Here is a 26324-nt window from a genome sequence, read left to right on the forward strand (position 1 = left end):
CCCGTTGCTTGCGGCGGCGCCACGAAATATGGGCCGTTTGTCGAGTGTCCGCGCAACGTGGGTTGAGATTATCACCCTACGTATAGATCGCAAAAGCCAGCGATTAGCGTCTATTCGTCAACTCGGCGACCGCAGCAGAACGGTGTAATCGCTGTCTCTCGAACCATGACTTCGAGCCGGCAAGCTCACCCCGCCACCGCCACCCGCCGTTCGATCGACACCGACCACAACGTCAACAACAGCGCGCCGAGCGCGGTCGCGACGCCGACCCACGGCAGCGTCGTCAGCGGCGCGCCGGCGCCGATCGCCATGCCGCCGAGCCATGCGCCGGTCGCGTTGCCGAGGTTGAACGCCCCTTGGTTCAGCGTCGACGCCAGATTCGGCGCGTGGCTCGCCCGATCGACGATCAGCATCTGCAGCGGCGGCACGATCGCGAATGCGAGCACCCCCCACACGAACACGGTCAGCATCGCCGGAGTGCGCGCGTGCATCGTGCCCGCGAACACGCACAGGATCACGACGATCGCCATCAGGAACGCGACCAGCGAGGGCATCAGCCGCCAGTCCGCGAGCTTGCCGCCGAGCGTGCTGCCGACCGTCAGGCCTAGGCCGAACAAGAGCAGCACCAGGGTGACCGCGTGCGGCGTGAAGCCGGTCACGTCTTCGAGAATCGGCGTGATGTAGGTGAAGGTCGAAAACAGGCTCGCCGACGCGAACACGCTGATACCGAGCACCATCAGCACCTGCGGGTTCTTCAGCACGCTGAATTCGCGCACGAGGCTCGCCTTGTGCATCTCGATCTTCGCGGGCAGGCACACCGCGAGCGCGGCCGCCGCCAGCACGCCGATGCCGGTCACGGCCCAGAAAGTGGCGCGCCAGCCGACCGCCTGGCCGAGCGCGGTGCCGAGCGGCACGCCGAGCACGTTGGCGAGCGTGAGGCCGGTGAACATCAGCGCGATTGCCTGCGCGCGGCGATTCGGAGCGACGAGCCCGGCCGCGACCACCGAGCCGATGCCGAAAAACGCGCCGTGGCAGAAAGCGGTGACGATGCGCGCGGCCATCAGCACCGCGTAGCCGGGCGCGATCGCGCACAGCAGATTGCCGACGATGAACACGCCGATCAGGCTCATCAGGGCCTTTTTGCGCGGCATGTTGGCAACCGCGATCGCGACGATCGGCGCGCCGATCGTGACGCCGAGCGCATACGCGGACACCAGCAGGCCAGCCGCCGGAATCGACACGGACAGATCGCGCGCGACATCGGGCAACAGGCCCATGATGACGAACTCGGTGGTACCGATTCCAAACGCGGCGACGGCGAGGGCAAGTAGAGGCAAAGGCATGGCGATGATGGGGTGTGACGCGTGAAGCGGCGCGAACAACGGGCGCCGGGCGGGCGATTCCGAAGGCGGAAACGCTGTCGCCGGCCAGGGAAAAACAGTAGGGGATTCTACCTAAGTCAAATCTGGCTTGCCGGCTGTCCGGAAAGCTGTTGTTTTTTGTGGAACGCGGCGGTCGGGTAACCCAGGTCTCGTGCGCGCGGGGGTGTCGCGACCGGCGATTGCAAACCTGTCACCGATCGCGCGGCGCCGTCTTATCCGCGATCCGCGTCGAACGTGTCGCCATGACGGCCCGCGCCGGACACAAAGCGCGCCGCGCCCGCCACGCCTTCGGCGAAGACCGCCGCGTAGCCGCCCGCGCCTTCGCGCCGCAATGCCTCGGCGAGATCGTCCAGCGTGCTGTTCTCGAGCGCGGAGCGACGATCGGCGAGCAGCGCCGCCTGCGGAAACGCGGCGAGCTCCGCGGCCAGTTGCTCGGCAGCCGCGCGCGCTTCGCCCTTCGGCACCACGCGGTTGGCGAGCCCGAACGAAAGCGCCTCGCGCGCATCGACCGCGCGGCCGGTCAGGATCAGATCGAGCGCACGCGACAGACCGATCAGTCGCGGCAGCCGGATCGTGCCGCCGTCGATCAGCGGAATGCCGACACGCCGGCAGAACACGCCGAGCACCGCATCTTCCTCGACGACGCGCAGGTCGCACATCGCGGCAAGCTCGAGCCCACCCGCCACCGCATAGCCGGCGATCGCGGCGATCACCGGCTTGCTGAAGCATGTGCGTGTCGGTCCCATCGGCCCCGGGCCGCTGCCGTCCGCGTGCAGCTCATTGCGGCGCGTAGCGTCGGCGAGCGCGCCGAGGTCCGCGCCCGCGCAAAACGTGCCGCCCGCGCCGAACAGCACGGCCGCGTGCCACGCCGGCTCGGCCTCGAAGCGGCTGAACGCAGCGCTCAACGCCTCGGCCACCTGCCGATCGACCGCATTGCGCCGCGCGGGCCTCTCCAGCACGATCGTAGCGACGCCGTTGCCGTCATTCGACTCGATTCGCACATGGTTATCGAAATATTGGAAGGCTATCATCGTTATGTATACCTGAAGGGTATCTGAAGCTCCCTGTTTGCCTGTCGATCAGGCAGTGTTGCCATGTGCTCATGCAGCGTAATTAATCCGGTAGGCTGTCATGTTTCCGTCACGTCCGGCTCGTAGCGTTAGCGCTCTATTAATGCTCTGGCGTCCTGCCGCCAGCTTGCCGAGCCTGCCTTTGTCCCTGCCTTTGCCCAATTCATCGCCGGCCCGCGCCCCGGGCTGCGCCGAAACTGTCTGGATCGTGCCGTTGCACGAGCATGCGTGGTACGACCATGTGCGTCTGAAGCGCGTCTTCGTCACCGACGGCACACGTCATCAGGTCGTGCTCGTCGATCTGCGCAAGCTGCTCCTGTGCGCGAATCGCGACAACACCGATTACGTGCTGAAGCCGGTCGCCGAATGGCACGCGGGCAAGGTCCGCGGCATTCGCGAGTTTCTCGATCCTGACAGCCCGCGGATTCCGCAGATGCCCTACGTGACGATCTCCACGCGTCGCGCGCCGGGATTGCTCGGCTGGGTCGGCATCGAGCGCGAGGGGGTGGTGGCGTTTCGCAATGGCCAGCATCGCGCGCGCTATCTGGCCGAGGCGGGCGCGCGCTGGTGTCCGGTCGAAGTGCACGAGCGCGAGGCGGGATTGCTGCGTGAGCTGTGCGGCGCGGCCGATGATGCCCGCACCGCGATTCGCGCGACCCAGTCGGGCAGCGACAGCGACGTCTGACTTTCGCGGTCCGCGGCAATTCGCGCACGCCACGGTTATCACGGCTACCCCGCCTGCACCAGGTTGCGCGGCGTGCCCGCCTGCCACGCCGCGATGTTCGCGAGCGTGGTCTGCGCGATCTCGGTCATCGCCTCGCGCGTGAAGAACGCCTGGTGCGCGGTGACGATCACGTTCGGAAACATCAACAGACGCGCGAGCACGTCGTCCTGTAGCGGCAGATTCGAATGATCCTCGAAGAAGATGCCGCCTTCTTCCTCGTACACGTCGAGCCCGAGATGGCCGAGCTGGCCGTCCTTCAACGCGCCGATCAGTGCGTTCGCCTCGACGAGCCCGCCGCGCCCGGTGTTGATCAGCATCGCGCCGCGCTTCATCTTCGCCAGCGCGGCGCGGTCGATCAGGTGATAGGTGTCGGGCAACAGCGGGCAATGCAGACTGACGACGTCCGATTCGGCGAGCAAGGTATCGAGCGGCACGTAGCGCGCGCCGAGCGCGAGCAGTTCGTCGGCCGGCGGCCCCGGATCGTAGGCGAGCACCTGCATGCCGAAGCCCGCCATGATGCGCGCGAACACCCGGCCGATGATGCCCGCGCCGATCACGCCGACCGTCTTGCCATGCAGGTCGAAGCCGAGCAGCCCATGCAGCGAGAAGTCGCCTTCACGCGTGCGCGCGACCGCGCGCGGCAGGCGCCGGTTCAGCGCGAGAATCAGCCCCACCGCATGTTCGGCGACCGCGTACGGCGAGTAGGCCGGTACGCGTGCGACCGGCATGCCGAGCCGCTCGGCCGCCGCGAGGTCGACGTGATTGAAGCCCGCCGAGCGCAGCGCGATCATGCGCGTGCCGCCCGCATGAAGCCGTTCGAGCGTGGCGGCGTCGACGCTGTCGTTGACGAACGGGCAGACCACGTCGTAGCCATGCGCGAGGATCGCGGTCTCGCTGTCGAGAGGGGATTCCTGGAAATGCAGTTCATAGCCATGCGCGGCATTGGCCTCGGTGAATGTATCGACGTCGTATTGACGACTGCTGAACAGGATCGTGCGCATATCGGGCTCCGAAGAAGCTGTTTCTCGATGTTAGGCGACTTCGCGAATGAAAGAGTAGGGTGATGTGGTGAACGCGGGTACCGCTCGCGCATGACGGCTGGCTACCCTGGCCAAAAAACTTGCGCAATCGCACGGTTCGGTGAATGATCGGACGAACGGCCTCGAGCGGCGTGCCTGCTGCGAGGCCGTTCGTTCCTTTGCGCTTCACATTCATATACCGATCATGCCGACTTCGACCTCCACTACCGTTGCTTCGTCCGTCCCCTGTCCGATTGTCGAATCGCTCGACGCCATCCTTCCCGAAGAACCGCTGCTGATGATGGGCGCCGGCCCCGTGCCGATTCCCGCCGCGGTCGCGAAGGCCAATGCGATCGTGATCAATCATCTGGGCGGCACGATGGCGAAGGTGGTGAACCAGGTGAAAACGATGGCGCGCTACGTGTTCCAGACGCAGTCGAAGTGGGTGCTCGGCGTCGCGGGACCGGGATCGGGCGCGATGGAGATGGCGATCTCCAATCTCGCGTGGGAAGGCACGCGCATGCTGTGCATCAAGAACGGCTTCTTCAGCGACCGCATGGGCGAAATGGGCCGGCGCGTCGGCGCGCGCGTGAGCATGCTCGAAGTCGCGGACCGCACGGTCGCGAGTCTCGACCAGATCGCCGACGCGCTGCGCCGCGAGCGTCCCGAGGTCGTCACGGTCGTGCAGGGCGAGACCTCGAACACCGTGTGGAATCATCATCTGAAAGACATCGCCGCGCTTGCGAAGGAAGCGGGCGCGCTCGTGATCGTCGACGCTGTCTGCACGCTGAGCACGATGCCGCTCGAAATGGATACCTGGGGCATCGACGCGGTGATCACCGGCGGCCAGAAGGGCTTGTCATCGATTCCGGGCGTGTCGCTGATTGCGTTTTCAGACGCCGCCTGGGCGCGCGTCAAAGGCCGCACGGCGCCCAATACGCACTGGTGCCTCGATGCGTCGCTGGCGGAAAATTTCTGGCACAACGCCGGGTATCACTACACGGCGCCGGTGTCGGGCGTGCTCGCGCTGCACGAGGCGCTGCGGCTCGTCTGCGCGGAGACGCTGGAGAAGCGCTTCGCGCGCCATCTGAAATGCTCGCTCGCGTTGCAACAAGGCGTCACCGCGCTGGGCCTGCAACTGTATGCGCCGGAGAATTGCCGCCTGAATTCGGTGGTCGGCATCGACGTGCCGGACGGCCTCAGTCCCGCCGACGTCTGCGCGCATATCTCGCGGCAGCATCAGGTGGAAATCTCCGGCTCGTTCGGTCTGCCGATCGTACGTATCGGCCAGATGGGCGAACAGTGCCGCGAGCACAACCTGTTTCGCACCGTGCATGCGCTGGGCCGCACGATGGTCGATCTCGGCGTCAAGGTCGATCTGCCGGCGGGTGTCGCGGCGCTCGAGCGCGGCTTGAGCGAAGGTAAATAAGCATTTTTCCGATGCGCTACGAATAGCATTCGCAGCGCGTATCTTTTGTGCGATCCAGCACTTTATAGTCCCATTAGAAAGTTTTTTCCCGCCATTATCGCGTTGCAATAAATTAATGCTTCGCAACCTTTTTACATAACAATGGCGAAATCTCCGAAACCGTTACGGAATAAGGCTCTGCGCCTTTCTAAAAGGTTTTTTTCCTTTCTTACTTTCTATTGTTCTCTGTGCGCCGGCGCACGTATCGAGATCAGGCCGAAACGTAAAGTAGGTCAAGGCAAGAGCAGCGCAATGCTCACGCTGCGGTAAATCGCAAGACCATGATTCGACACACGGCGCGTGCCAGGACGTGCCTGCCGCGCTCATGCATGCATGCCGCCGGAACCAAGCTTTAACGCCAAAGCGCCCCCGCGAGGCGACAAAAAAGGATTTCTATCCGATTCGATAATTCGATCGCGTGGAGTCTCGAAGTCTGTCTTCGAGGGTCCGCGCACGTACGAAGCAGGGATATCGACACTATGGCGAGCGCATACGACTCAGGTCAATCGGCAGGGGTTATCGTTGGAGCAGAGTTGAACGGGCTGGGGGTGGCGCGATCGCTCGCGCAGGCCCGCGTTCCGGTTATCGCAGTCGATACGAGGACCCGCGCGGCGACGTGGTGCCGACACGTTCATGCGCATCAGGTAAAGAGTTTTGTCGGGAAAATATTCGTTGATGAAATGATCGAACTCGGCAAGCGGTTCGATCGTCTGCCAGTTCTGATTCTGACCGACGAAGACGCGGTGCATGCGGTGTCGGAAAATCGGGCGGCTTTGTCGCACTGGTATCGGTTCCGCCTGCCGGCCGACGACACCGTCAAGATGTTGTCGAGCAAGGCGCGCTTTCACGAATTCGCGCAGCGGCATGGCTTTCCGGTGCCGCGCTCGGTCGTGCTCGACAAGCTTGCCGACATTGAACGGCTGGCCGAATTGCGCTACCCGTGCGTGCTGAAACCGGACGACAAGCGCAACGTGCTGCGCGGCGAGAAAGAACGCGCGGTGCGCGTCGACATGCTGCAGCATGCACGCGATCGCGCTATCGCGATGCTCGCGACGCCGGGCGGCATCATCGCGCAGGAGTGGATCGAGGGGCCTGACAGCAACATCCACTTCACGCTGTTCTATCGCGGCGCCGACGGCAACATGGTCAGCATGTTCACCGGCCGCAAGGTGTTGAGCTCGCCGCCGGGTGTCGGCAATACCGCGATCTGCGTGGCCGCGCCCGAAGCGCGCGGGACGCTCGAACCGCTGACGCGGCGCTTCGCCGAGCTGGCCGGTTTCGACGGCATGGGCAGCATCGAGTACAAGTGGGACGACAACTACAACGAGTTCGTGATGGTCGAGCCCACGGTCGGCCGCACGGACTGGCAGGAGGAGATCGCGACGCTGTGCGGCGTCAACATTCCGCTTGCCGCGTACCGCCATGAACTCGGCCTGCCATTGCCCGTCGAGCGCCCGAGCCGGCAACCGGTTGCGTGGCGCGCGACGTTTTCCGACCGGCCGCCGCCCGAATTGCTGAGCGAGCGCACGAAAATTTTCGATGGCTATTTCCGCTGGACCGATCCGTTCCCAGCGTTGCAGCACTATGTCGTGATGAATCCGCTGCGGCGCATGAAGCGCAGCTGGAAAAAAGCGATCAGGGCGCCCGAGTCGCATCAGGCCAAAGCCTGACGCTGGCAACGAAAGCCGTTCCCCTGGAGACCAGCATGTCTTTGACCGATACCATCATCATTGGCGCGGGGCCCTACGGGTCATCTCTTGCCGCGCATCTGAAGGCCGCCGGCGTGGATCACCAGATCCTCGGGGAACCGATGGGAGCGTGGCGCAACTACATGCCGCCCGGCATGCTGCTGCGCTCCGAGGCTTTCGCGTCGAGCCTGCACGCGCCGCGCAGCGGCTTTACCGTCGAAGACTACTGCCGCCTGAAAGGACTGCCTTACCAACCGCTCGGCATGGCGCTGCCGCTCGAAACCTTCGTCGAGTACGGCTTGTGGTTCCAGTCGAATCTGGTCGGCGAAATCGAGCCGGTCGACGTGCTCGCATTGCGCCGCGTCGGCGATCAGTTCCAGCTGTCGCTCAGCGACGGCCGCTCGCTCGCCGCGCGCAGAGTCGTGATCGCGCTCGGCCTGAAGGGCTTCGCGCAAACCCCGCCGGCGCTGCGGGACTTGCCGGCGCAATATGCGTCGCATTCGGAGCTGTATGGGAACCTCGAATGGGCGCGCGGCAAGGACATTGCGATCGTCGGCGGCGGGCAGTCGGCGCTCGGGCTGTCCGCGTTGCTCAACGAACTTGGCGCGCGCGCGCACGTGCTGATGCGCGAGAGCAGCGTGGTGTGGCATGAGCGGCCGCACGGCGGTCGCAACATCCTGTCGCGCATCAAGGGGCCCGACGCGGGACTGGGGCGCGGCTGGCGCTCGCTGTTCCTGTCCGAGTGTCCCGGCGTGTTCCACATGCTCGATCCGCGACGCCGCAAGCAGATCATGGAGCACACGTACGGCGCGTCCGGCGCGTGGTGGCTGCACGATCGCGTGGTCGGCAAGGTGCAGATCTCGCATCGCGCCGTGGTGCGCTCCGCGGCGGTCGAAAACGACCGCGTCGTACTGAACGTGCTGAGCGACGGCAAGCAAGCGCGGGTGAGTGCCGATCACGTGATCGCCGCGACCGGTTTCAAAACCGACATGCGGCAGCACGCGTTCCTGTCCAAAGATCTGGCCGACGCGATTTCGAATCAGGGCGGCATGCCCGACCTGACGTCGCACTACGAAACGCGCGTGCGCGGCCTCTATGTGATCGGACCCGCGTGCGCGCACAGCTTCGGGCCCGTGATGCGCTTCGTCTATGGAACCAAGCACGCGTCGCCGACCGTGGCGCGGCACATTATCGGTTCGTTGAAAGCGGGTGCGCGGCAACGCACGTGGCCCGTCGCCCATGCACCCATGCCGGAGCGCTCAGGTGAATAAAACCCAAGCAACGGGCGCGCCCGCGCGCTCGCACCTGTCCGACAGCTACCGCGGGCGCCGCATGAAGCGCTACAAGATGCTCGTGAAGGAGATGCTGGCGGGCTTCGTCCTGATTTCGGGTCTGGCGTGGTTCACGCGCAAGGTGCTGTGGCGCGATCGCGTGGCCGTGCTGCTTTATCACGATCCCGATCCGGACACGCTCGACCGTCACCTGACTTATCTCGGCAAGCTGTGCGAGTTCGTGCCGTTGACCGACGTCAGCGCGCCCGGCCGCGGCCGGCCACGCGTGGCGATCACGCTCGACGACGGCCACGCGGGCAACGGGAAGCTGTTGCCGGTGTTCATCAAGCACAACGTGCGCCCGACGATCTTCCTGTGCAGCCGCATCGTCGGACGGCCGCGCAGTCACTGGTGGCTGCATCCGGGCTCGCTGCGCGTCGGCCATGAACGTCTGAAGCGGATGACGAACGACGAGCGCCTCGCCGCGCTGGCGGCCCAAGGCTACCAGCAGGACGGCGACGACCGGCCGACCGGCCTGTCGATCGAAGCGATGCAGGCGATGCGCGAGCACATCGACTTCCAGGCGCATACGCGCTTCCATCCGATCCTCACGCATTGCAGCGACGCTGAAAGCGAGGCCGAGATCCGCGACAGCCGCCATGAGATCGCGGCGCTGCTGCAACAACCGTGCGAGCACTTCGCGTATCCGAACGGCAATTACGGCGAACGCGAAGTGGAGTTCGTGCGGGCCGCCGGCTTCAAAACCGCGCGCACCTGCGACATCGGCTGGAACGATCAGCACACCGATCCGTACCGGCTGCGCACGATCATCATCGACGATGCGGCATCGACGCTGCGCTTCGCGGCGCAATTGAGCGGCATTGCGCTGTTTCTGCGCTATCTGCGCGAGGGTGGAGGCTGGCGCGGCAAGTTTCCGCAGTTTTGAACAGAGGGAGCGCCTGGACGAAGCGATTCGTCCGGGCAACGCCGTCGGGGTTTTTCGCGAGACGGCACGAGGGGCATACGACAGGAGGGGACATGCAGCGCTGCAGGGTACTGGTGATCAACGATTACGCGCACATGGGCGGCGCGGAAGTGGTCTATCAACAATCGGCCGAGCTGTTGGGCACGCTGCCCGGCGTCGAGGTCGAGCGTTTCGACGATAGCCAGTTTTCCGCGCGCTCGACGATGCTGTCGCGCTCCTGGAACACGACCGCCGCGCGCGCGCTCGAAAAGGCGCTGCATCGTTTCCGGCCGCATCGGCTGATGGTGCACAACTACCACAACGTGCTGTCGCCTTCGATTCTCAGCGTGATCGCGCGGCACGAGCGTCAGTTCGGTTATCGCGCGTATCACACCTGCCACGACTATCACCTCGTCTACTACAACCCGTCGCTGCAGTACTTCGACAAGGATAAGCGTCCGATCATTCTGCCGCTCGACGTGCTGCGCACACGCGCGGTCTTCACGTTGCGGCCGACGCCGAAGGGCCTCGTGCACGATCTGATGACGAAGGCGTGGTGGCACGCGGTGCGCGCGGCCTATCAGCCCGCGCGCGTGTTCGACAGGATCTTGTGCCCGAGCCTGTTCATGCAGCAGGCGCTGCATCGCGTCGGCATCGAGAATACGGTCATCGTGCACAATCCGTCGGCGGTGCCGAGCGCGATGCCAATCGTCACGGTGCGTGACAAGGAGCGCTTCAACATCGCGTTCGTCGGACGGATCTCGCCGGAGAAAGGCCTGCTGCAATTTCTGACGCTCTGCGAGGCGACGGGCTTCGAGCGCATCAATTGCATCGGCGTGTACGGCGACGGCCCGGACCGCGCGGCGATCGAGCAGCGCTACGCGTCGCTGATCGCACAGCGCAAGCTGATCCTGTTCGGCACGATGCCGCAGCAGCAGTTGTTTCCCGCCATGCGCGAGTTCGCCGATGCGGTGGTCGTGCCGTCGGTGGGCGCGGAGAACGCGCCGCTTGTCGTGATCGAGGCGGCGATGCTCGGTCTGCCGGTGCTGGTTCGCGATGGCGGCAGCATGGCGGTGACCGCGGAATCGGTCGGCAACAAGATCAAGTTCAAGTTCGATCCGGGCAGTCTGAAACAGGCGCTCGGCGAACTCGCCATTCATCTGGCCGATGAGCACAGAAAGTACGACGTCGAAGAATATCTGCCCGAGCATTACGCGCGGCGTCTGGCTGAAATCATGCACATCGGCGAAAGTTCGACGCACGTCTCGCCGTCGCGCCGTCGCGCGCGCTATGCGGATAATCCGCGTCCGGTGCCCTGAAAATAGTCGGCGCTGATTGTGGCAAACGGCGTGTATATCCGTGCCGTTATCGTCGTTTTAAACACGTGCTTTTTATCGCGTGATTTGTCTGAAGCAATCCTGTAGCAATCGGCTTTTGTGTGCGCTGCCGAACGTTGTAAGGACGGGCTCTCTGAATATTATGATCGCCATGGAAAGGCATTTTATCGAGCGCTGAAGCGCGTGGCTCGACAGAGTAAACGAGGCCGCGGTGACGGCGCGGAGTTGGCGATGACCGGCTCAATGGGTCGGCGAAAAAGCCAGACTCGTCAGAACAAAAGCATGTGCATGTCGTGAGCGTTTGCGTGGAAAGACGGCGGACGAGACGCGGCTAATCGGGGAATCTTCGCGACCGGGCCCGGCAGTCGGTTCAAACCAAACAGGAATGTGGCCGCAAGCGGCCACATCGGCGATACGGGGGGTCCAGACGGTGATGCGCTACAACTCAGCGCACGCTGTACGGATCGGCGGTCTCGGGAGACGCGTAGGTCTGGTCTGAATTCCACAAATCGCTGCCGTAGGGGTCCGCTGAGTTCTTGCCGCGGACAGGCTGTGCAACGCTTGTACGTTTCTGCTTCGGAAGGCTGTTTTTGGTTTGGGTGTACACGTTGGGCGCGACATAGCGGTTCTTTTTAGCGTACGCGAAATCCGACGAGGAGCCGTAGAGCGTGGTGGAACTGGCCGCATGAGGCGTCATCGCGTCGAGTTGCGAGTGTTTGGCGACATAACTCGGCGCATAAGCCGAAGAGGCGGCGGACACGATGCTCTGGGCGTAACCCACCTGGGCGCTCAGCAAGACGGGCATTACGGCGGCAAGAAGTTTTTTCATTTCGGGATCCGTAAGAAAGCATGTGATGCGATGTTAGGGAAAAGAGCCGACCTCGCATAGGCGCTGTTACACACAAAGGTAGCCGATGTGGCGGAAATCAGCTACCCCCGTCCGATCGAGGCGGTCAGCTCGCTGGACACAGGCGTGACTGGATGCGGCGACGTGCCGGTCCCGGCGCCGGGAACAAGTGGCAAACCGTCGAGACTTTGGGAGAACTCGCATGAACCAAAGCAGTGCACCATTCGATAGCCGGAACAACAACAGCGAACATGCGCCGGCAGGCTTCGCGAATTATCTGGATGCGCTGTACGACAATCGCAAGCTGATTGCCATCACGACGGCCATCGCGGTCGCGCTCGGCATCGCTTATTCGGTGTTCTCCGAACCCGTGTATCGCGCGGACATTCTGGTGCAGGTCGAGGAGAACGCGGGTACCTCGTCCAGGAGCGTGATCGGCGACGTGTCCGCGATGTTCGACGTGAAGACCGCGACGTCAGGCGAGGCACAGGTGATCGGCTCGCGCATGGTGGTGGGCCGCGCGGTCGACAAGCTCAATCTCGACATCGAAGCGGCGCCGCGCTACTTCCCGCTGTTCGGCCGCTGGCTCGGCCGTCATTCCGATCATCTGTCGACGCCGGGACCGCACGGCTACGTGTACGGCAACGAGCGCATCACGGTGTCGAAATTCGACGTCCCCGAAGAGCTATTCGACCGTCCGTTCGTGCTGAAGATGGGCGAGGGATCGAGCTACGAGCTGCAATACGGCAAGCTGAAGCTCGAAGGCACGGTCGGCCAAGCGCTGAGCGCGACGACCAACTACGGGCCGCTCACGCTCGTCGTCGACCGGATCGAGGCGAAGCCCGGCGCGACCTTCGAAGTGCGGCGCCAGTCCGCGCTGACGACGACCGAAAAGCTGCGCAAGGAACTGACGATCTCGGAAAAAGGCAAGGAATCGGACATCCTCGGCGTGTCGCTCGAAGGCAGCGATCCGAAGAAGATCAGCGCGATTCTCGCGACCATCGCTGGCGAATACGTGAGCCAGAACCTGAAGCGCAAATCCGAGGAAGCGGAGCGTTCGATCCGTTTCCTCGAAATACAGCTTCCGGAAATGCGCCAGCAGCTTTCCGCTTCGGAAACGCGCTTCAACGACTTCCGCGCGAAGCATGGCACCGTCGATCTCGGCGAGGAAGCGACCAACCTGCTGCAACTGTCGGTTCAGGCGCAGACGCGGCTCGCGGAACTTCAACAGAAGCGCAATGAACTGCTGACGCGCTTCACCGACCAGCATCCGGCCGTGCAGTCGGTCAACGCGCAGTTGCATGCGGCGCAACAGGAAGCGAAAGATCTCGCGAGCCGGACGCAAGCGCTGCCGCCGCTCGAACAGAACGTGCTGCGCCTGCAGCGCGACGTGCAGGTCGGCACCGAGCTCGATACGTCGCTGCGCAATACGCTCGAACAGCTGAAGCTGATCAAGGCGGGTAAGTCCGGCAACGTGCGCATCGTCGACGGCGCCGTCGCGCCCGATACGCCGGTGCGGCCCAAGCCGCTGCTGATCATCATCGGCGCGCTGATGCTGGGCGTGTTCGTCGGCTCGGTGATCGCGCTCGTGCGTCAGCGTCTGTTCGACGCGATCGACGATCCATACGAAGTCGAGCTGCGCACCGGTTTGCCGGTCTACGCGAGCGTGCCGTTCAGCCGTCAGGAAGAGCGGTTCGCGCACAGCCGTCGCCGTCCGGAATCGAAGGCGCTCGTGCTTGCGGGCGAAGCGGTGATCGATCCGGCCATCGAAAGTCTGCGTGGCTTTCGCACCGCGCTCGAATTCACGATGACCAAGGCGCGCAACCATATCGTGCTGATCACGGGCCCGACGCCGGGCATCGGCAAGTCGTTCGTGTCGCTGAATCTCGCCGCGGTAATCGGCGCGACCGGCAAGCGCGTCCTGCTGATCGACGGCGACCTGCGTCGCGGCTTCCTGCATCGGCATCTCGGCGGCGATCGCGGTCCCGGCCTCACCGATCTGATCCAGGGCGCGTACCGTCCCGAGGAGCTGATTCGCGCGACCCGTTTCCAGGGTGTCGACTTCATCGCGAGCGGCCGCCAGGTGGCGAGCCCGAGCGACGTGCTGTCGAACACACGGCTCGAAGCGGTGCTGCGCCAGGTCGCGACCGGCTACGACGTCGTGCTGCTCGACGGACCGCCGGTGCTGCTCGCCGCGGATGCGGTCCGGCTCGCCTGCGTGGCAGGTACGACGTTCTTCGTCGCGCGTCAGGGTGTCACGGGCATCGGCGAGCTGCGTGAGTCGGTCCGCCAGATGCAGAAGGTCGGCCTGCCGGTGCGCGGCGTGATCATGAACGGACTGCGGATGCGGCCGGGACGCTACAGCTACGGCTACGGACGCTATCGCTACGCGGCCTACATCTACAAACCGTACGACAGATAAGCCCGGGCGCCTGGTTCGCGACGCGCCCGCGGTGCGGGGCGTAGCGCCCGACTGGACCGATCAGAACAGCAACATGGCAATGCGAAGGGATCTTACGGCCGCGCTTACCGAGCGCGTACCGTACAGGCAAGGGACTACTCGGATGAAACAGCTATTTGTCACGCCTTTTCTGCCTCAGAAAAATGCGCCGCAAGCTGGCCACCGTTTGGCCTACGACTACCTGATCAAACTGAGCGCGGAATCGGAGCTCGACGTGCTGATCGTGTCGCGCGTGCCGGTCGACGAAAAAGCCATCGAGTTCCGCGCGAACGTGCGCAACGTGTACATCCAGTACGTGAGCCGGTTCGACCTGATTCCGTCGTTCCTCGCGAATCCGCTGACTTTTTCGCCGCGCCTGTTCTCGCGCTATAAGCCCGCGATCGGCAAGTTCCTCTGCGAGCTCGTCGACAGGAACCGATACGACACCGTGCGGCTCGAGTTCTCGCAATGCTTTGCGTATGCCCAGAATCTGCGCGAGCGTTTCCACGACGGCGTGAAGATCGTGATGTGCGCGCATGACTTGCAGATCCAGGTCATATTGCGCGTCAAGTCCATCGAAGGATGGCTGTTCACGCGGCAGACCTTCATGCTCGAGCAGCGTCTGCTGAAGCTGGCCGACAAGGTGCTCGTGCTGTCCAGCAAGGACGCGCAGCTGATCAACGGCCTGTACCCCGGGGTCGGCACGTTGCAGGTCGTGCCGATCTCACTGCCGGCGTTTCTGAAGGAAGTGCGGCGCTCGAAAGACACGGTCGAGAAAGGCAACATCCTGTTCTGGGGGGCGATGCAACGCCGTGAAAACGAAGAGGCGCTGCTCAATTTCATCGACACGATTTTTCTGCCGCTGCGCCGGCGCGGCCTGCACCTGAAGCTGTTCGTGGTCGGCTCCGATCCGAGCGACCGCGTAAAGCGCCTGAATAGCGACGATATTTGCGTGACCGGCTTCGTCGAAAATCCGGGCAAGTACTTCGAGTCCGCCGATATCGGCGTGGTGCCGCTGCTGTCGGGCGCCGGCGTCAAGCTGAAGACGCTCGAAATGCTCGCGGCGAAACTGCCGGTCGTCTCGACGCCGCTCGGCGCGGAAGGCGTCGAGCACGACGGCACCTTGCTCAACGTCTGCGAAATCGATGAGTTCCAGGACGTGATCGAGCGCATCTACCGCGGTGATCCGGTCAACCTCACCGCCTCCGTGGCGTATCAGGTCTGACGCCATGATCGCAACCATCGCCTATCTGCTGGCCGTCGTGCTGTGTGCCTCGCGCGGCGTGCTCGAGTATCTGATCGGCAAGGACGCCGCCTATCTGATCCAGGTCGGCGGCATCGTCGGGCTGCTCGTGTGGTACGTCTCGCCGACGGCGATCGCCGCTTACTTCCGCGACGAAGGACGCCTGTCGTTCGGCTTCCTCGTGGGCATGCTGTTCTCGACCGGGCTGTCGATCGTCGCGACGCTCGCGCTCACCGGTGAGTTCGGGCCGTCCTATCTGTTCGTCTTCATCTTCACGCTGTTCATCTACTTCTACGCGATCTCGAACTATCAGAGGCGCTTCGTGCAGCCGCGCGTCGCCTATGCGGGGCTCGTGCTGATCGCGCTGATCGAGGCGGGTGTCGCGCTCGCGCAGCAGCAGAACGTCTTCCCGATCGATCTGCCCGGCGCGACGTACGGCTTCGACAATCTGCGCGCGCCGTCGCTGACCGGCAGCTATCTGCACTACCCGCTGTTCGTCGCGATTGCCGCGTCGCTGTGCGGCGTCGACTATCTGGTGCGCAAGAACGTGCTGTCGGGCCTCGCGTGCGCGGTGCTCAGCTTCGCGATTTTCTCGGCGCTGTCGCGCAGCGGCATGCTGATCATTCTCGGTACGTTCGGGCTCGCGTTCGTGCAGGCGCCGATCCAGTTCATCACGAGAAACGCGAAACTGATCGTTGCCACCGTGTTCGCGACGATGGCGATCATGATCTTCGGCGTCGCGGTGAGCAGTCAGAACGATAGTGTCGTCAACGTCGGCACCGAACGGATCATAGGCGCGACCGATCTGCAATCGGACGGCAACGACGGCCGCACCGAAGCATGGGAAAAGGCCAAGTCGCTCGTATTGCCGGTCAACGTGATCGCCGGCACGTACTTTGGGCTCGTCACGAACTCGGCACCCGAGCCGGTGAAACAGGAGTTCGGCGTCGTCGAATCGAGCGTGCTGCAGCAGATTCTGAATATCGGCCTGATGGGCGCGATCTTCTATTACGGCGTGCTGATATCGGTGACGAAACTCGCGAGCAGCGCGAGCCGGATTTCGTTGTGCATGTGGGCCGCTTTATTTCAAACGCTCTTCTATCAATCGATCGAAGTGATTCCGTTTGTCTTCATCCTGATGACATTGCCAGTGTTCGATTACGTGGGCGGACCGCGTGCAAACAGCACGTAGCGAACCAGAAGGCAGTGCGCTCCGGATCGTCTGCATCGCGCGGACGAGCAGGGGGTAGTCGGTAGTGCGCGCGAACAGCGCGAAGCAAGGTGCAAGAACCAGAAAGCCGTGTTTGGGGGTAATTCCACGAACACCAGATGTAAAGCAGGAGGTGGGGATGAACCTGAAGGGAATGTTTAGCGTGGTGATCGTCAATTACAACACGCCAAAACTGGTCGGAAATTGCGTGCGCTCCGTGCTAGAACTTTCGATTGCGGATAAGGAGGACATCGTCGTGGTGGACAACGCTTCACCCGACAATTCGTTTTCCTATCTGAGGGAGACGCTTCCGACCGGAGTGAGGCTCGTCAAAACGTCGATCAATCGCGGCTTCGGAGCCGGCGTCAATTTCGGCATGGTCGGTTGTCTGCGCGAACTCGTGCTCGTGCTGAACCCGGACACCTATTTCGTCGATACATCGCTCGAAAACGCGGTGCAGTTGTTCAGAACGGAGAAGGATGTCGGCCTCGTCGGTCTCGATCTGGTCTATCCGGATGGCGAGCGGCAGTTTTCCGCGCGGCGTTTTTATTCGGTGCTCGACATACTCGGCCGGCGTTCGCCGCTCGGGCGGCTCGGCGCGTTCAAGCGCCGCATCGACAACCACATGATGCGCGAAGCGTGGGCCGCGGGAACGCCGTTCGAGGCCGACTGGGTGCTGGGCACGGGCTTTATCGTGCGGCGCGCGCTATTCGGCGAACTCGGCGGCATGGACGAGCACTTCTTTCTCTATATGGAGGACGTCGATTTTTGCGCGCGCATCTGGCAGGCGGGCTACCGCGTGCTGTGCGTGCCGGGCGCGCGACTCACGCACGAGCATCAGCGTGCGTCGGCAGCGGGCTTCCTGAGCAAGGCGGGGCGCCGGCATATGAACAGCTTGTGGCGTTTCAGCCGCAAGTATCGTGTGCCGCTGTTCAGACCGCCAGGCGTGCAGGGCCTGAGTCGCAGCGCGAAGGCGCGTGCGGTGCCGGTCCCCGTGACCGTGAGCGCGCGTCCGGCGGCCGCCGAGCAGGGGCAAAGCATCACGGTGGACTGATGCCTGTCGATGTCTCGACGTGAAAAAAGAACGGAGTAATGCAATGGGGGAAGGCTAGATGAAAACCCGGCGACAGGCGCTCAAGACGTTCCTGCTCGGCGGCCTGGCCGGGGCCAGTGCAAGCACAGCCGATTTGGGCATCGCGCGCGCGACCGGGCACGCGCTGCGCGAGCGCGACGCGTTCGCGAGTATGGGTAACGGCGCGGGCGACGGCGCCGGCGGCGTCCTGCGCGTCGCCGCGTCCGTGCCCGAGCGTGCCGCATCGGAACCGGTTGCGCCGAGCTATCTGAAGACGCTCAGCGACATCGTCGCGGGACTCGAGGTCAGCGTCGCGCGCTTCGTCGATCCGCACCGGCTGGCGGCGATCCAGCGCGGCGCGTCCGGTTACGACTGCGGCGCTGAACTCAGGGAAGCGTTCGCGAGCGGTGCGCGCGGGTTGTATCTACCGCGCGGCATCTGGCGTTACACCGGCGACCTGGCCACCGCGAACGGTTCGAGACTGCGCGGCGACGGCGGCGGCGAATACGTGGTGATCACCGACATCGCGATGGCGGCGACCGTGCTGGAGCGACAGGACTCGGGCGGCCCGAGGTCGGCGGCGCTGACGCTCGGCGACTCGGCGTTCGTCGATCATCTGCAGGTGCGGCCTGCGCATTACGACAAGGTCATCTACTACCTCGCCAACTATCCGGCGCACACCGGCAACACGGCGATCGGCATCCACTTCGGTACGTCGGCCGGGGCGAGTCGTTGCACGGCGATCGGTTTTTCGCGCGCGGGCTACGAACTCGGCGTCACCTCGACGCTCGAGCGCTGCTATGCGTACATGTGCGAGCGCGGCTTCTACGCGACCGAGCACACCGACGGCTCGCTGATCAATTGCATCGGCATGTTCTGCCATACGGCCGGCGCCGATATCGTCGACAACTTCTGGCAGGTGATCGGCGGACGCTGGGAATGGAACGCGCGACACGGCGTGATTCTCGGCGCGGAGTCGCTGATCGTCGGCGCGGTGTTCGATCGCAATGGCTGTGCCGGCGTCTATATGAAGAGCGGCAACTGGGGCAAGGTGGTGAACGGCAATTACTTCTCGCGCAACGGTTGCGGCGGCGACGGCAAGATCGGCCGCTGGAAATTCTCGACGCGCGGCCATCCGTCGTACCTCGATGTGCCGCCCGGTCAGAGTTGCCACATCCAGATCGATTACCAGCAGGGGGCGACGATCGTCGGCAATCGCTACCGTCCCGGCCAGGACGACGAGAACGCCGGCTGCGACGGCCCGCAGTTCGTGTACGGCAGTTCGACCGCGCCGGGCAGCACACCGCTCGACGGCATCACGATTCAGGGCAATTTCGGCGATCGCGCGGGTGACACGATCGTCGGTTACGCCAAGGCGTATCCGGGCGGCGGCGCGATCGCGGGCGGCAAGGACGCGAGCCTCGCGCATGCGCTGAATCTCGGCGTCGGCTACGAACGCGGCGGCGTCGCGGCGGCGCTGCATTGCGGAAACCAGACCGTCTCGCAGGAGACGACGCGCATCGCGGTCAACGTGCTGCGCTCGACCTCGGGCCGCGTGGTGTTGCGCGCGGCCACACGCGGCCATGCTCTACTCGCCGAAATCCTGTTCGCAACCGACGCAACCGACGCCAACTACAAGACCGTGGTAAGCAATCTGATCGGCAATGCGGTGAAGAGCGCGGTGTTGAACGCAAATGGCGAAGACGATCGCTACAACAGGATCGATATCGCACTGAGCGAACCTGCTTTCGTCTCGTATTCTGTTTTTTCGACCTGAGTTTTCACCGCCTACTGCAAACAGGACGATTGTGTCGACGAGAAACGTCATCATCGCGCTGTATTCGGTGTACGCACTGAACTACGTGCTGCCGCTCGTTACGTTGCCGTATCTGTCGCACGTACTCGGGCCGGCCGGGTTGGGCGTGATCGGTTACGCGCAATCGATTTCGCAGATTCTTCTCGTCATCGTCGACTTCGGCTTCGGCCTGTCGAGCGCGCGCAAGGTGGCGGTGCACATCGATAGCCCGGAGGTCGTGAACCGCATCTACTGGTCGACCACGATCGGCCGCGCGATTCTCGCGGTGCTGTGCTCGCTGGTGCTGGTCGGCTGGGCCTTCGCCGCGCACATGTCGCCGCAGGAGCGCGGTGCGACGCTGCTGGGCTCGCTCGTGATCTGGGGCGGCGTGCTGACGCCCGGCTGCTTCTACGAAGGCACGCAGCGCCTGCCGGTGCTCGCGGGCACGCTGCTCGCGACGCGCGTGGGTCTGCTGATTCCGCTGTTCCTGTTCGTGAGGACTCGCGACGACGTGATGCTCGCGGCCGCTCTGCAATATGCGCCGACCTTCGTGTGCGGCGTGATCCTGATGGGCGCGCTGATCTGGAAGCGGGAGATCCTGCTGACCGTGCGGGTCAGTTGGGCCGACGTGATGGCCGAGGCGAAAGAGGCGTATCACATCTTTCTCGGTTCGGCGCTGACGTCCGTGTACATGTACGCGAACGTGATCATGCTGCGAATGATCAGCGGCCCGGGCGCGGTCGGCTATTACGTGGCGGCCGAGCGACTCACCAACGCGCTACGCGCGTGCACGGCGCCGGCCATCCAGGCGTTCTTTCCGAAGATCTGCGTCGCTTACGAGCGCAGCGACTTCGCCTATATCCACAAGGTCAACCGCGGCTTCATGGTCGCGTTCGCGGCGTCGGCGGTGCTGATTCTGGTTGGCTTTACGGTGCTCGGCCAATGGTTCGTCGGACGTTTTCTCGGCGAGGCATTCGGCGAGACGTTCCGCATCTTGCGCGTTCTCGTGTTCGTGCCGGCGATCGTCGGCATGACGACGACCCAGGTGATGCTGACGGTCATCGCGTCGGGCAATCAGTCGTTGCTGAAGCGGATCTATATCTACGGCGCGCTGTTCCATCTGGTGCAGGCACCGATCAGCATCTACTTCTGGGGCGGTGTCGGCACCGCGTGCTCGGTGGCCGCGACCGAGCTGTTCATGCTGATCGGCGTGTACAACGTGTCGAGCCGAATCAATCACGGCCAGATCGCGGTGCGCGCGCAGACGACGATCAAGCAGGAGATGGCGGCGGAGAGGGATTAGCCGCGAGGATGGACAGTGGGATCGAATGGCCGCGGCGCGCGTCGTGAAGACCTTGCGCGTCGCGGCCTTGTTGCGTCTGCGCCGCGCGTTCGTTGCGCGCGTTCACTGCGAGTGCTTACTGCGCGGTAGACAGACTGGTTACTTTCGCGTTGCGCAGATACAGCACCGTCGACAGCACGACCGCCGCGGCAGCCGCGATCGCGGCAAACAGGAACACCGAGCCGTAACCGAACTCGCCGGCGATATACCCCGCCAGCGGCCCGGTAATGCCGAGCGACAGATCGAGAAACACCGAGTACGCGGACAGCGCCGCGCCGCGGCTCGCCGGCGGCACGAGCCCGACCGCCTCGACGCCGAGCGCCGGAAACACCAGCGCGAAGCCAAAGCCGGTCAGCGCGGCGCCCGCGAGCGCGATGTGCGGCTCGGGCGCGAGCCACAGCATCAACAGACCCGCGCATTCGAACGAGAACGACGCGATTGCCACACGAAAGCCGCCGTAGGTCTTGATCGTGTTCGCGAACAGCAGGCGCGCGCCGATGAACAGCGTGCCGAACAGCGTCAGCGACAGCGCCGCATTCGGCCAGTGCTTCGCCGCATAGAACAGCGTGATGAAGGTCGCGATCGAACCGAAGCCGGCCGAGCCGAGCGCGAGACCCATACCGTGCGGCAGCACGCGCGTCAACACGCTGCGATACGACATCCGCTCGCCGTGCACGACCGGCACCGGCGCGATCAAACGCGCGAGGTAATAGCCGAGCCCCGCGAGCGCGATCACCAGAATGCCGAGCGCGGTAAAGCCGATCGAGCGCGAGATCATCACGCCGAGCGGTGCGCCGATCGCAAGTGCGCCGTAGGTCGCGATGCCGTTCCACGAAATCACGCGGGCGTTGTTGGAGGTGCCGACCCGGCCGATTCCCCACAGGATCGCGCCGGTGCCGCACAGGCTCTCGCCGAAACCGAGCACGAGCCGGCTGCACACGAGCAGTGCGAGGCTCAGCCCCGGCCAGCGACCGGTCAGCGCGGCGAGCAACAGCAGCACGCCGCTCGCGCCGCAGCCGAGCAGACCGATCGACACCGTGCGCTTCGGCCCGAGCGTATCGGCCGAGCGGCCCGCGAGCGGCCGCGACGCGAGCGTCGCGAGGTACTGCACGCTGATCGCCGCGCCGGCCAGCACCGCGCTGTAGCCGAGGTCGCCGTGCACATAACCGGGCAGCACCGCGAGCGGAATACCGATCGCGAGGTAGCAAAGAAAGGTGAAAAAGACGACCGGAATGATCTGCAGGGTCGTCGCAAATTCGCTGCGGGCGGACGCGGAGTCGGTGGACATCGGGAAAACCAGACTTGAATTCGGCGGGAAGGCGTGATTCTCCCATGGAACCGATTCCCTTGCAGGGTTTGCTTAAAAAATGGGACGAATCAATGGCGGGTCATATCGCGCGAACAATATGTCCCCCATGCGATTCAGGCTATGGGTTAGGTTTATTGACGGTGATAGCTTTCAAACCATCGACGCGGCGTGTCCGCGCAAACACGGAACAGACGAGAGCACCGAGACATGACCGAGCCGATTCGTTTCTATCACCGCAACGCGATCCGCGAAATCGAGGACGCGCCCGTCACCCGCACGGTGCTGCAGTATCTGCGCGAGGACGCGCATTGCACCGGCACCAAGGAGGGCTGCGCCGAAGGCGACTGCGGCGCCTGCACCGTCGTGATCGGCGAGCGCAATCCGGCGGGCGGCGTCGAGTTCAAGGCGGTCAACGCCTGCATCCAGTTCGTGCCGACCCTCGACGGCCGCGCGCTCTTCACGGTCGAAGACCTGCGCCAGCCGGACGGCTCGCTGCATCCGGTGCAGCAGGCGATGGTGGACTGCCACGGCTCGCAGTGCGGCTTCTGCACGCCGGGCTTCATCATGTCGATGTGGGCGCTCTACGAGAAGCACGGCCACGAGCATGGCTGCGCGAACCGCACGGTGCCGTCGCGCGAGGCGATCGGCAATGCGCTGACCGGCAACCTGTGCCGCTGCACCGGCTACCGGCCGATCGTCGACGCGGCCGAGCGCATGTTCGACGCGCCCGCGCCGCAAGCGCCAGTCGACGTAAAGGCGCTCGCCGACACGCTCGCGACGCTCGAACGCCGCGACACGTTTCAGTACGAGCACGCGGGCCAGCGCTTCGCCGCGCCGCGCACGGTCGCGGCGCTCGCGCGGATCAAACAGCAGGAACCGGCCGCGCACCTGCTCGCGGGCAGCACCGACATCGGCCTGTGGGTCACCAAGCAGATGCGCGAGCTCGGCGACCTCATCTACGTCGGACAGATCGCCGAGCTGCAAAAGCTCGAAACCAATGAAGACTGGATCGAGATCGGCGCCGGCGTCAGCGTCGAAAAAGCGTATGCCGAGATCGCGAAGCAGTACCCGGAGCTGACCGAAATGTGGCAGCGCTTCGCGTCGCTGCCGATCCGCAACGCCGGCACGCTCGGCGGCAACATCGCGAACGGCTCGCCGATCGGCGATTCGATGCCGGGGCTGATCGCGCTCGGCGCGCGCGTGATCGTGCGGGGCGGCGACATCGAGCGCGAGATGCCGCTCGAAGACCTGTACCTCGCGTATCAGCAGAAGGACATGGCCGGGCACGAGTTCGTCGTCGGCCTGAAGGTGCCCGCGCGCGGCGGTGCGCGCGCGAACCTGCGCTTTCGTACCTACAAGCTGTCGAAGCGCTTCGATTCGGATATCTCGGCCGTCTGCGCGGCGTTCTCGTTCATCGCCGACGGCGACGCGATCCGCGAGCCGCGCATCGTGTTCGGCGGCATGGCCGCGACGCCGAAGCGCGCGCTCCAGGCTGAAGCCGTGCTGCGCGACGCCGAGTGGCACGAGGCGACCGCGCAGGCCGCGATGCTCGCGCTCGGCACCGACTACGCGCCGCTCACCGACATGCGCGCGAGCAGCGAGTACCGCCTCGAGTCGGCGAAGAACACGCTGTACCGCTTCTGGCTCGAAACGCGCGCGCATCAGCCGCTGCCGAAGAGCGCGCTCGACGTGCGCGCGGTCGCGCCGGCCGGCGCGAGCGCCTGAGCCCCGCGCGTTCAAGAATACGGAGAACACAACCATGAACCAGCAAGCCGAACCGTTCCTGAAAGAGGTTCAGGAACTCGACGACTTTACCCAGGTGCACGTGTCGCGTCCGCACGAGTCCGCGCATCTGCACGTAAGCGGGCGCGCGACCTACACCGACGACATTCCCGAGCTGGCCGGCACGCTGCACGCGGCGCTGGGGCTGTCGTCGAAGGCGCACGCGAAGATCGTCTCGATCGCGCTCGACAAGGTGCGCGCGACGCCCGGCGTCGTCGCGGTCTTCACCGCCGACGACATCCCCGGCGTCAACGACGTCGGCCCGATCGTTCATGGCGACGATCCGATCCTCGCCGACGGCGTCGTGCAATACGTCGGCCAGCCGATGCTGATCGTGGTCGCGACGTCGCACGAGGTGGCGCGTCTCGGCGCACGGCGCGCCGAGGTGGTCTACGAGGAACTGCCGGCGGTGCTGAGCGCGCAGCAGGCGCGCGCCGCGAACCAGTTCGTGCTGCCGCCGATGAGGCTCGCGCGCGGCGACGCCGGCACGAAGATCGCGCGTGCCGCGCATCGCGAGGCCGGTGAGATGTTGCTCGGCGGCCAGGAGCAGTTCTATCTGGAAGGGCAGATCTCGTACGCGGTGCCGAAGGACGACGACGGCATGCACGTCTACTGCTCGACCCAGCATCCGACCGAAATGCAGCACCTCGTCGCGCACACGTTGGGCGTTGCATCGCATAACGTATTGATCGAATGCCGGCGCATGGGTGGCGGTTTCGGCGGCAAGGAATCGCAGTCGGCGCTGTTCGCGTGCTGCGCCGCGCTCGCCGCGTGGAAGCTGCTGTGCCCGGTCAAGCTGCGCCCGGATCGCGACGACGACATGATGGTGACCGGCAAGCGTCACGATTTCCACTACACCTACGAAGTCGGCTACGACGCAGAGGGCGTGATCGAAGGCGTCGCGGTCGACATGACCTCGCGCTGCGGCTTTTCCGCCGACCTGTCGGGGCCGGTGATGACGCGCGCGCTGTGCCACTTCGACAACGCGTACTGGCTGTCGGACGTCTCGATCGACGGCTCCTGCGGCAAGACCAACACGCAGTCGAACACGGCGTTTCGCGGCTTCGGCGGCCCGCAGGGCGCGTTCGCGATCGAGTACATCCTCGACAACGTCGCGCGCTCGTGCGGCGTCGATGCGCTCGACGTGCGCCGCCGCAATCTCTACGGCAAGACCGAGCGCAACCAGACGCCGTACGGCCAGGTGGTCGAAGACAACGTGATTCACGAGCTGATCGACGAACTCGAAGCGACCAGCGACTATCGCGCGCGCCGCAAGGAGATCGACGCATTCAACGCGAACAGCGAGATCCTGAAGAAGGGCCTGGCACTCACGCCGGTCAAGTTCGGCATCGCGTTCAACGTCACGCACTTCAACCAGGCCGGCGCGCTCGTGCATATCTACACCGACGGCTCGGTGCTCGTGAACCACGGCGGCACCGAAATGGGCCAGGGGCTGAACACGAAGGTCGCGCAGATCGTCGCGCATGAACTCGGCGTCGGCTTCAACCGGATTCGGGTGACCGCGACCGATACCAGCAAGGTCGCCAATACGTCGGCGACGGCCGCGTCGACCGGATCCGACCTGAACGGCAAAGCCGCGCAGGACGCCGCGCGCCAGTTGCGCGAGCGGCTCGCCGCGTTCGCGGCCGAGCGCTTCGGCGCGGGCAGCGTGAACCCGCGGGACGTGCGCTTCGCGCATGATCGCGTGATGGTCGGCGAGGTCGCCGTGCGGTTCGAGGAAGTGGTCGCGAAGGCTTATCTCGCGCGCATCCAGTTGTGGTCCGACGGCTTCTACGCGACACCGAAGCTCTACTGGGATCAGTCGAAGCTGCAAGGACGGCCGTTCTACTACTACTCGTATGGCGCGGCGGTATCGGAAGTCGTGATCGACACGCTGACCGGCGAAATGCGCGTGCTGCGCGCCGATGCGCTGCACGACGTCGGCGCCTCGCTGAATCCGGCGCTCGACGTAGGCCAGGTGGAAGGCGCGTTCATTCAGGGCATGGGCTGGCTCACCACCGAGGAGCTGTGGTGGGACGCCGGCGGCAAGCTGATGACGCATGCGCCCTCGACGTACAAGATCCCGACCGTCAACGACGTGCCGCCGGTTTTTAATGTCAGGCTGTTCAGGAACCGCAACGCGGAGGACAGCATCCATCGTTCGAAGGCGACCGGCGAGCCGCCGCTGCTGCTGCCGTTCTCGGTGTTCTTCGCGGTGCGCGACGCGGTGTCGGCGGTCGGCGGCCATCAGGTCAATCCGCCGCTCAATGCGCCCGCGACCAGCGAGGAAATCCTGAAGGCGGTCGGCGCGGTGCGGGCCGCGACGGCGGCCGCGCGGCGGGCGTGATGGCGAGTGGCAAA

19 protein-coding genes are annotated in these 26324 nt (G+C 64.6%); 14 read left to right on the plus strand and 5 right to left on the minus strand.

Features of this window, described 5'->3' with window-relative positions:
- Positions 1-185: 185 nt before the first annotated feature.
- Positions 186-1343 (minus strand): MFS transporter, encoded by a 1158-nt coding sequence (locus tag HDG37_RS34430; RefSeq protein WP_184055449.1) that lies wholly within the window; start codon positions 1341-1343, stop codon positions 186-188.
- A gap of 251 nt (positions 1344-1594) precedes the next feature.
- A complete protein-coding gene (locus HDG37_RS34435) occupies positions 1595-2413 on the minus strand; it encodes a crotonase/enoyl-CoA hydratase family protein (RefSeq protein WP_184055451.1) in 819 nt (272 codons plus the stop codon).
- Between the two features lie 142 nt (positions 2414-2555).
- On the opposite strand from HDG37_RS34435, the gene HDG37_RS34440 reads away from it, so the two are divergent.
- A complete protein-coding gene (locus tag HDG37_RS34440; RefSeq protein ID WP_409260266.1) occupies positions 2556-3137 on the plus strand; it encodes a plasmid fertility inhibition factor family protein in 582 nt (193 codons plus the stop codon).
- Positions 3138-3181: 44 nt separating this feature from the next.
- On the opposite strand, the gene HDG37_RS34445 is transcribed toward HDG37_RS34440, so the two are convergent.
- Positions 3182-4177: a 2-hydroxyacid dehydrogenase gene (locus HDG37_RS34445; protein ID WP_184055455.1), complete on the minus strand. Its 996-nt coding sequence runs from the start codon at positions 4175-4177 to the stop codon at positions 3182-3184.
- A 223-nt stretch (positions 4178-4400) separates the two neighbouring features.
- On the opposite strand from HDG37_RS34445, the gene HDG37_RS34450 reads away from it, so the two are divergent.
- The 5 genes from HDG37_RS34450 to HDG37_RS34470 all read left to right on the plus strand — a co-directional run bounded on the left by HDG37_RS34450 (position 4401) and on the right by HDG37_RS34470 (position 10905).
- Entirely contained in the window at positions 4401-5624 is a 1224-nt protein-coding gene (locus HDG37_RS34450; protein WP_184055457.1) for an alanine--glyoxylate aminotransferase family protein, read from the plus strand.
- Between the two features lie 719 nt (positions 5625-6343).
- On the plus strand, positions 6344-7333 hold the full coding sequence (locus tag HDG37_RS34455) for a carboxylate--amine ligase (protein WP_260335211.1): 990 nt from the start codon (positions 6344-6346) through the stop codon (positions 7331-7333).
- A gap of 35 nt (positions 7334-7368) precedes the next feature.
- Positions 7369-8622 carry an FAD-dependent oxidoreductase gene (locus HDG37_RS34460; protein ID WP_184055461.1) on the plus strand — a complete coding sequence of 418 codons (1254 nt, stop codon included), beginning with the start codon at positions 7369-7371 and terminating at the stop codon, positions 8620-8622.
- Between the two features lie 61 nt (positions 8623-8683).
- Positions 8684-9568, plus strand: coding sequence for a polysaccharide deacetylase family protein (locus HDG37_RS34465; RefSeq protein ID WP_184055505.1), 885 nt, complete (start codon positions 8684-8686; stop codon positions 9566-9568).
- 92 nt (positions 9569-9660) lie between these two features.
- The gene (locus HDG37_RS34470) at positions 9661-10905 is read left to right on the plus strand and encodes a glycosyltransferase (protein ID WP_184055463.1); all 1245 of its coding nucleotides are present in this window, start codon (positions 9661-9663) and stop codon (positions 10903-10905) included.
- Positions 10906-11368: 463 nt separating this feature from the next.
- On the opposite strand, the gene HDG37_RS34475 is transcribed toward HDG37_RS34470, so the two are convergent.
- Positions 11369-11752 (minus strand): hypothetical protein, encoded by a 384-nt coding sequence (locus HDG37_RS34475; RefSeq protein ID WP_090803213.1) that lies wholly within the window; start codon positions 11750-11752, stop codon positions 11369-11371.
- Positions 11753-11972: 220 nt separating this feature from the next.
- Here HDG37_RS34475 and HDG37_RS34480 point away from each other — a divergent pair, with 220 nt between their 5' ends.
- The 6 genes from HDG37_RS34480 to HDG37_RS34505 all read left to right on the plus strand — a co-directional run bounded on the left by HDG37_RS34480 (position 11973) and on the right by HDG37_RS34505 (position 20833).
- Positions 11973-14192 (plus strand): GNVR domain-containing protein, encoded by a 2220-nt coding sequence (locus HDG37_RS34480; protein ID WP_184055465.1) that lies wholly within the window; start codon positions 11973-11975, stop codon positions 14190-14192.
- Between the two features lie 142 nt (positions 14193-14334).
- Positions 14335-15435, plus strand: coding sequence for a glycosyltransferase (locus HDG37_RS34485; protein ID WP_184055467.1), 1101 nt, complete (start codon positions 14335-14337; stop codon positions 15433-15435).
- Between the two features lie 4 nt (positions 15436-15439).
- Entirely contained in the window at positions 15440-16645 is a 1206-nt protein-coding gene (locus HDG37_RS34490; RefSeq protein ID WP_184055469.1) for a hypothetical protein, read from the plus strand.
- Positions 16646-16802: 157 nt separating this feature from the next.
- On the plus strand, positions 16803-17717 hold the full coding sequence (locus tag HDG37_RS34495) for a glycosyltransferase family 2 protein (protein ID WP_184055471.1): 915 nt from the start codon (positions 16803-16805) through the stop codon (positions 17715-17717).
- Positions 17718-17775: 58 nt separating this feature from the next.
- Positions 17776-19512 (plus strand): hypothetical protein, encoded by a 1737-nt coding sequence (locus HDG37_RS34500; RefSeq protein WP_184055473.1) that lies wholly within the window; start codon positions 17776-17778, stop codon positions 19510-19512.
- A gap of 31 nt (positions 19513-19543) precedes the next feature.
- Positions 19544-20833 carry an oligosaccharide flippase family protein gene (locus HDG37_RS34505; RefSeq protein ID WP_184055475.1) on the plus strand — a complete coding sequence of 430 codons (1290 nt, stop codon included), beginning with the start codon at positions 19544-19546 and terminating at the stop codon, positions 20831-20833.
- 115 nt (positions 20834-20948) lie between these two features.
- Here HDG37_RS34505 and HDG37_RS34510 read toward each other — a convergent pair whose 3' ends face one another.
- Positions 20949-22160: an MFS transporter gene (locus tag HDG37_RS34510; protein ID WP_184055477.1), complete on the minus strand. Its 1212-nt coding sequence runs from the start codon at positions 22158-22160 to the stop codon at positions 20949-20951.
- Between the two features lie 228 nt (positions 22161-22388).
- Between HDG37_RS34510 and xdhA the strand changes: the two genes are divergently transcribed.
- Both xdhA and xdhB read left to right on the plus strand, forming a co-directional pair.
- Positions 22389-23906: a xanthine dehydrogenase small subunit gene (gene xdhA, locus HDG37_RS34515; protein WP_184055479.1), complete on the plus strand. Its 1518-nt coding sequence runs from the start codon at positions 22389-22391 to the stop codon at positions 23904-23906.
- A gap of 34 nt (positions 23907-23940) precedes the next feature.
- On the plus strand, positions 23941-26310 hold the full coding sequence (gene xdhB, locus HDG37_RS34520) for a xanthine dehydrogenase molybdopterin binding subunit (protein ID WP_184055481.1): 2370 nt from the start codon (positions 23941-23943) through the stop codon (positions 26308-26310).
- The last annotated feature ends 14 nt before the right edge of the window (positions 26311-26324 follow it).

Origin of the sequence: Paraburkholderia sp. MM5384-R2 (assembly GCF_014201025.1) — a bacterium.
Taxonomy (GTDB): domain Bacteria; phylum Pseudomonadota; class Gammaproteobacteria; order Burkholderiales; family Burkholderiaceae; genus Paraburkholderia; species Paraburkholderia tuberum.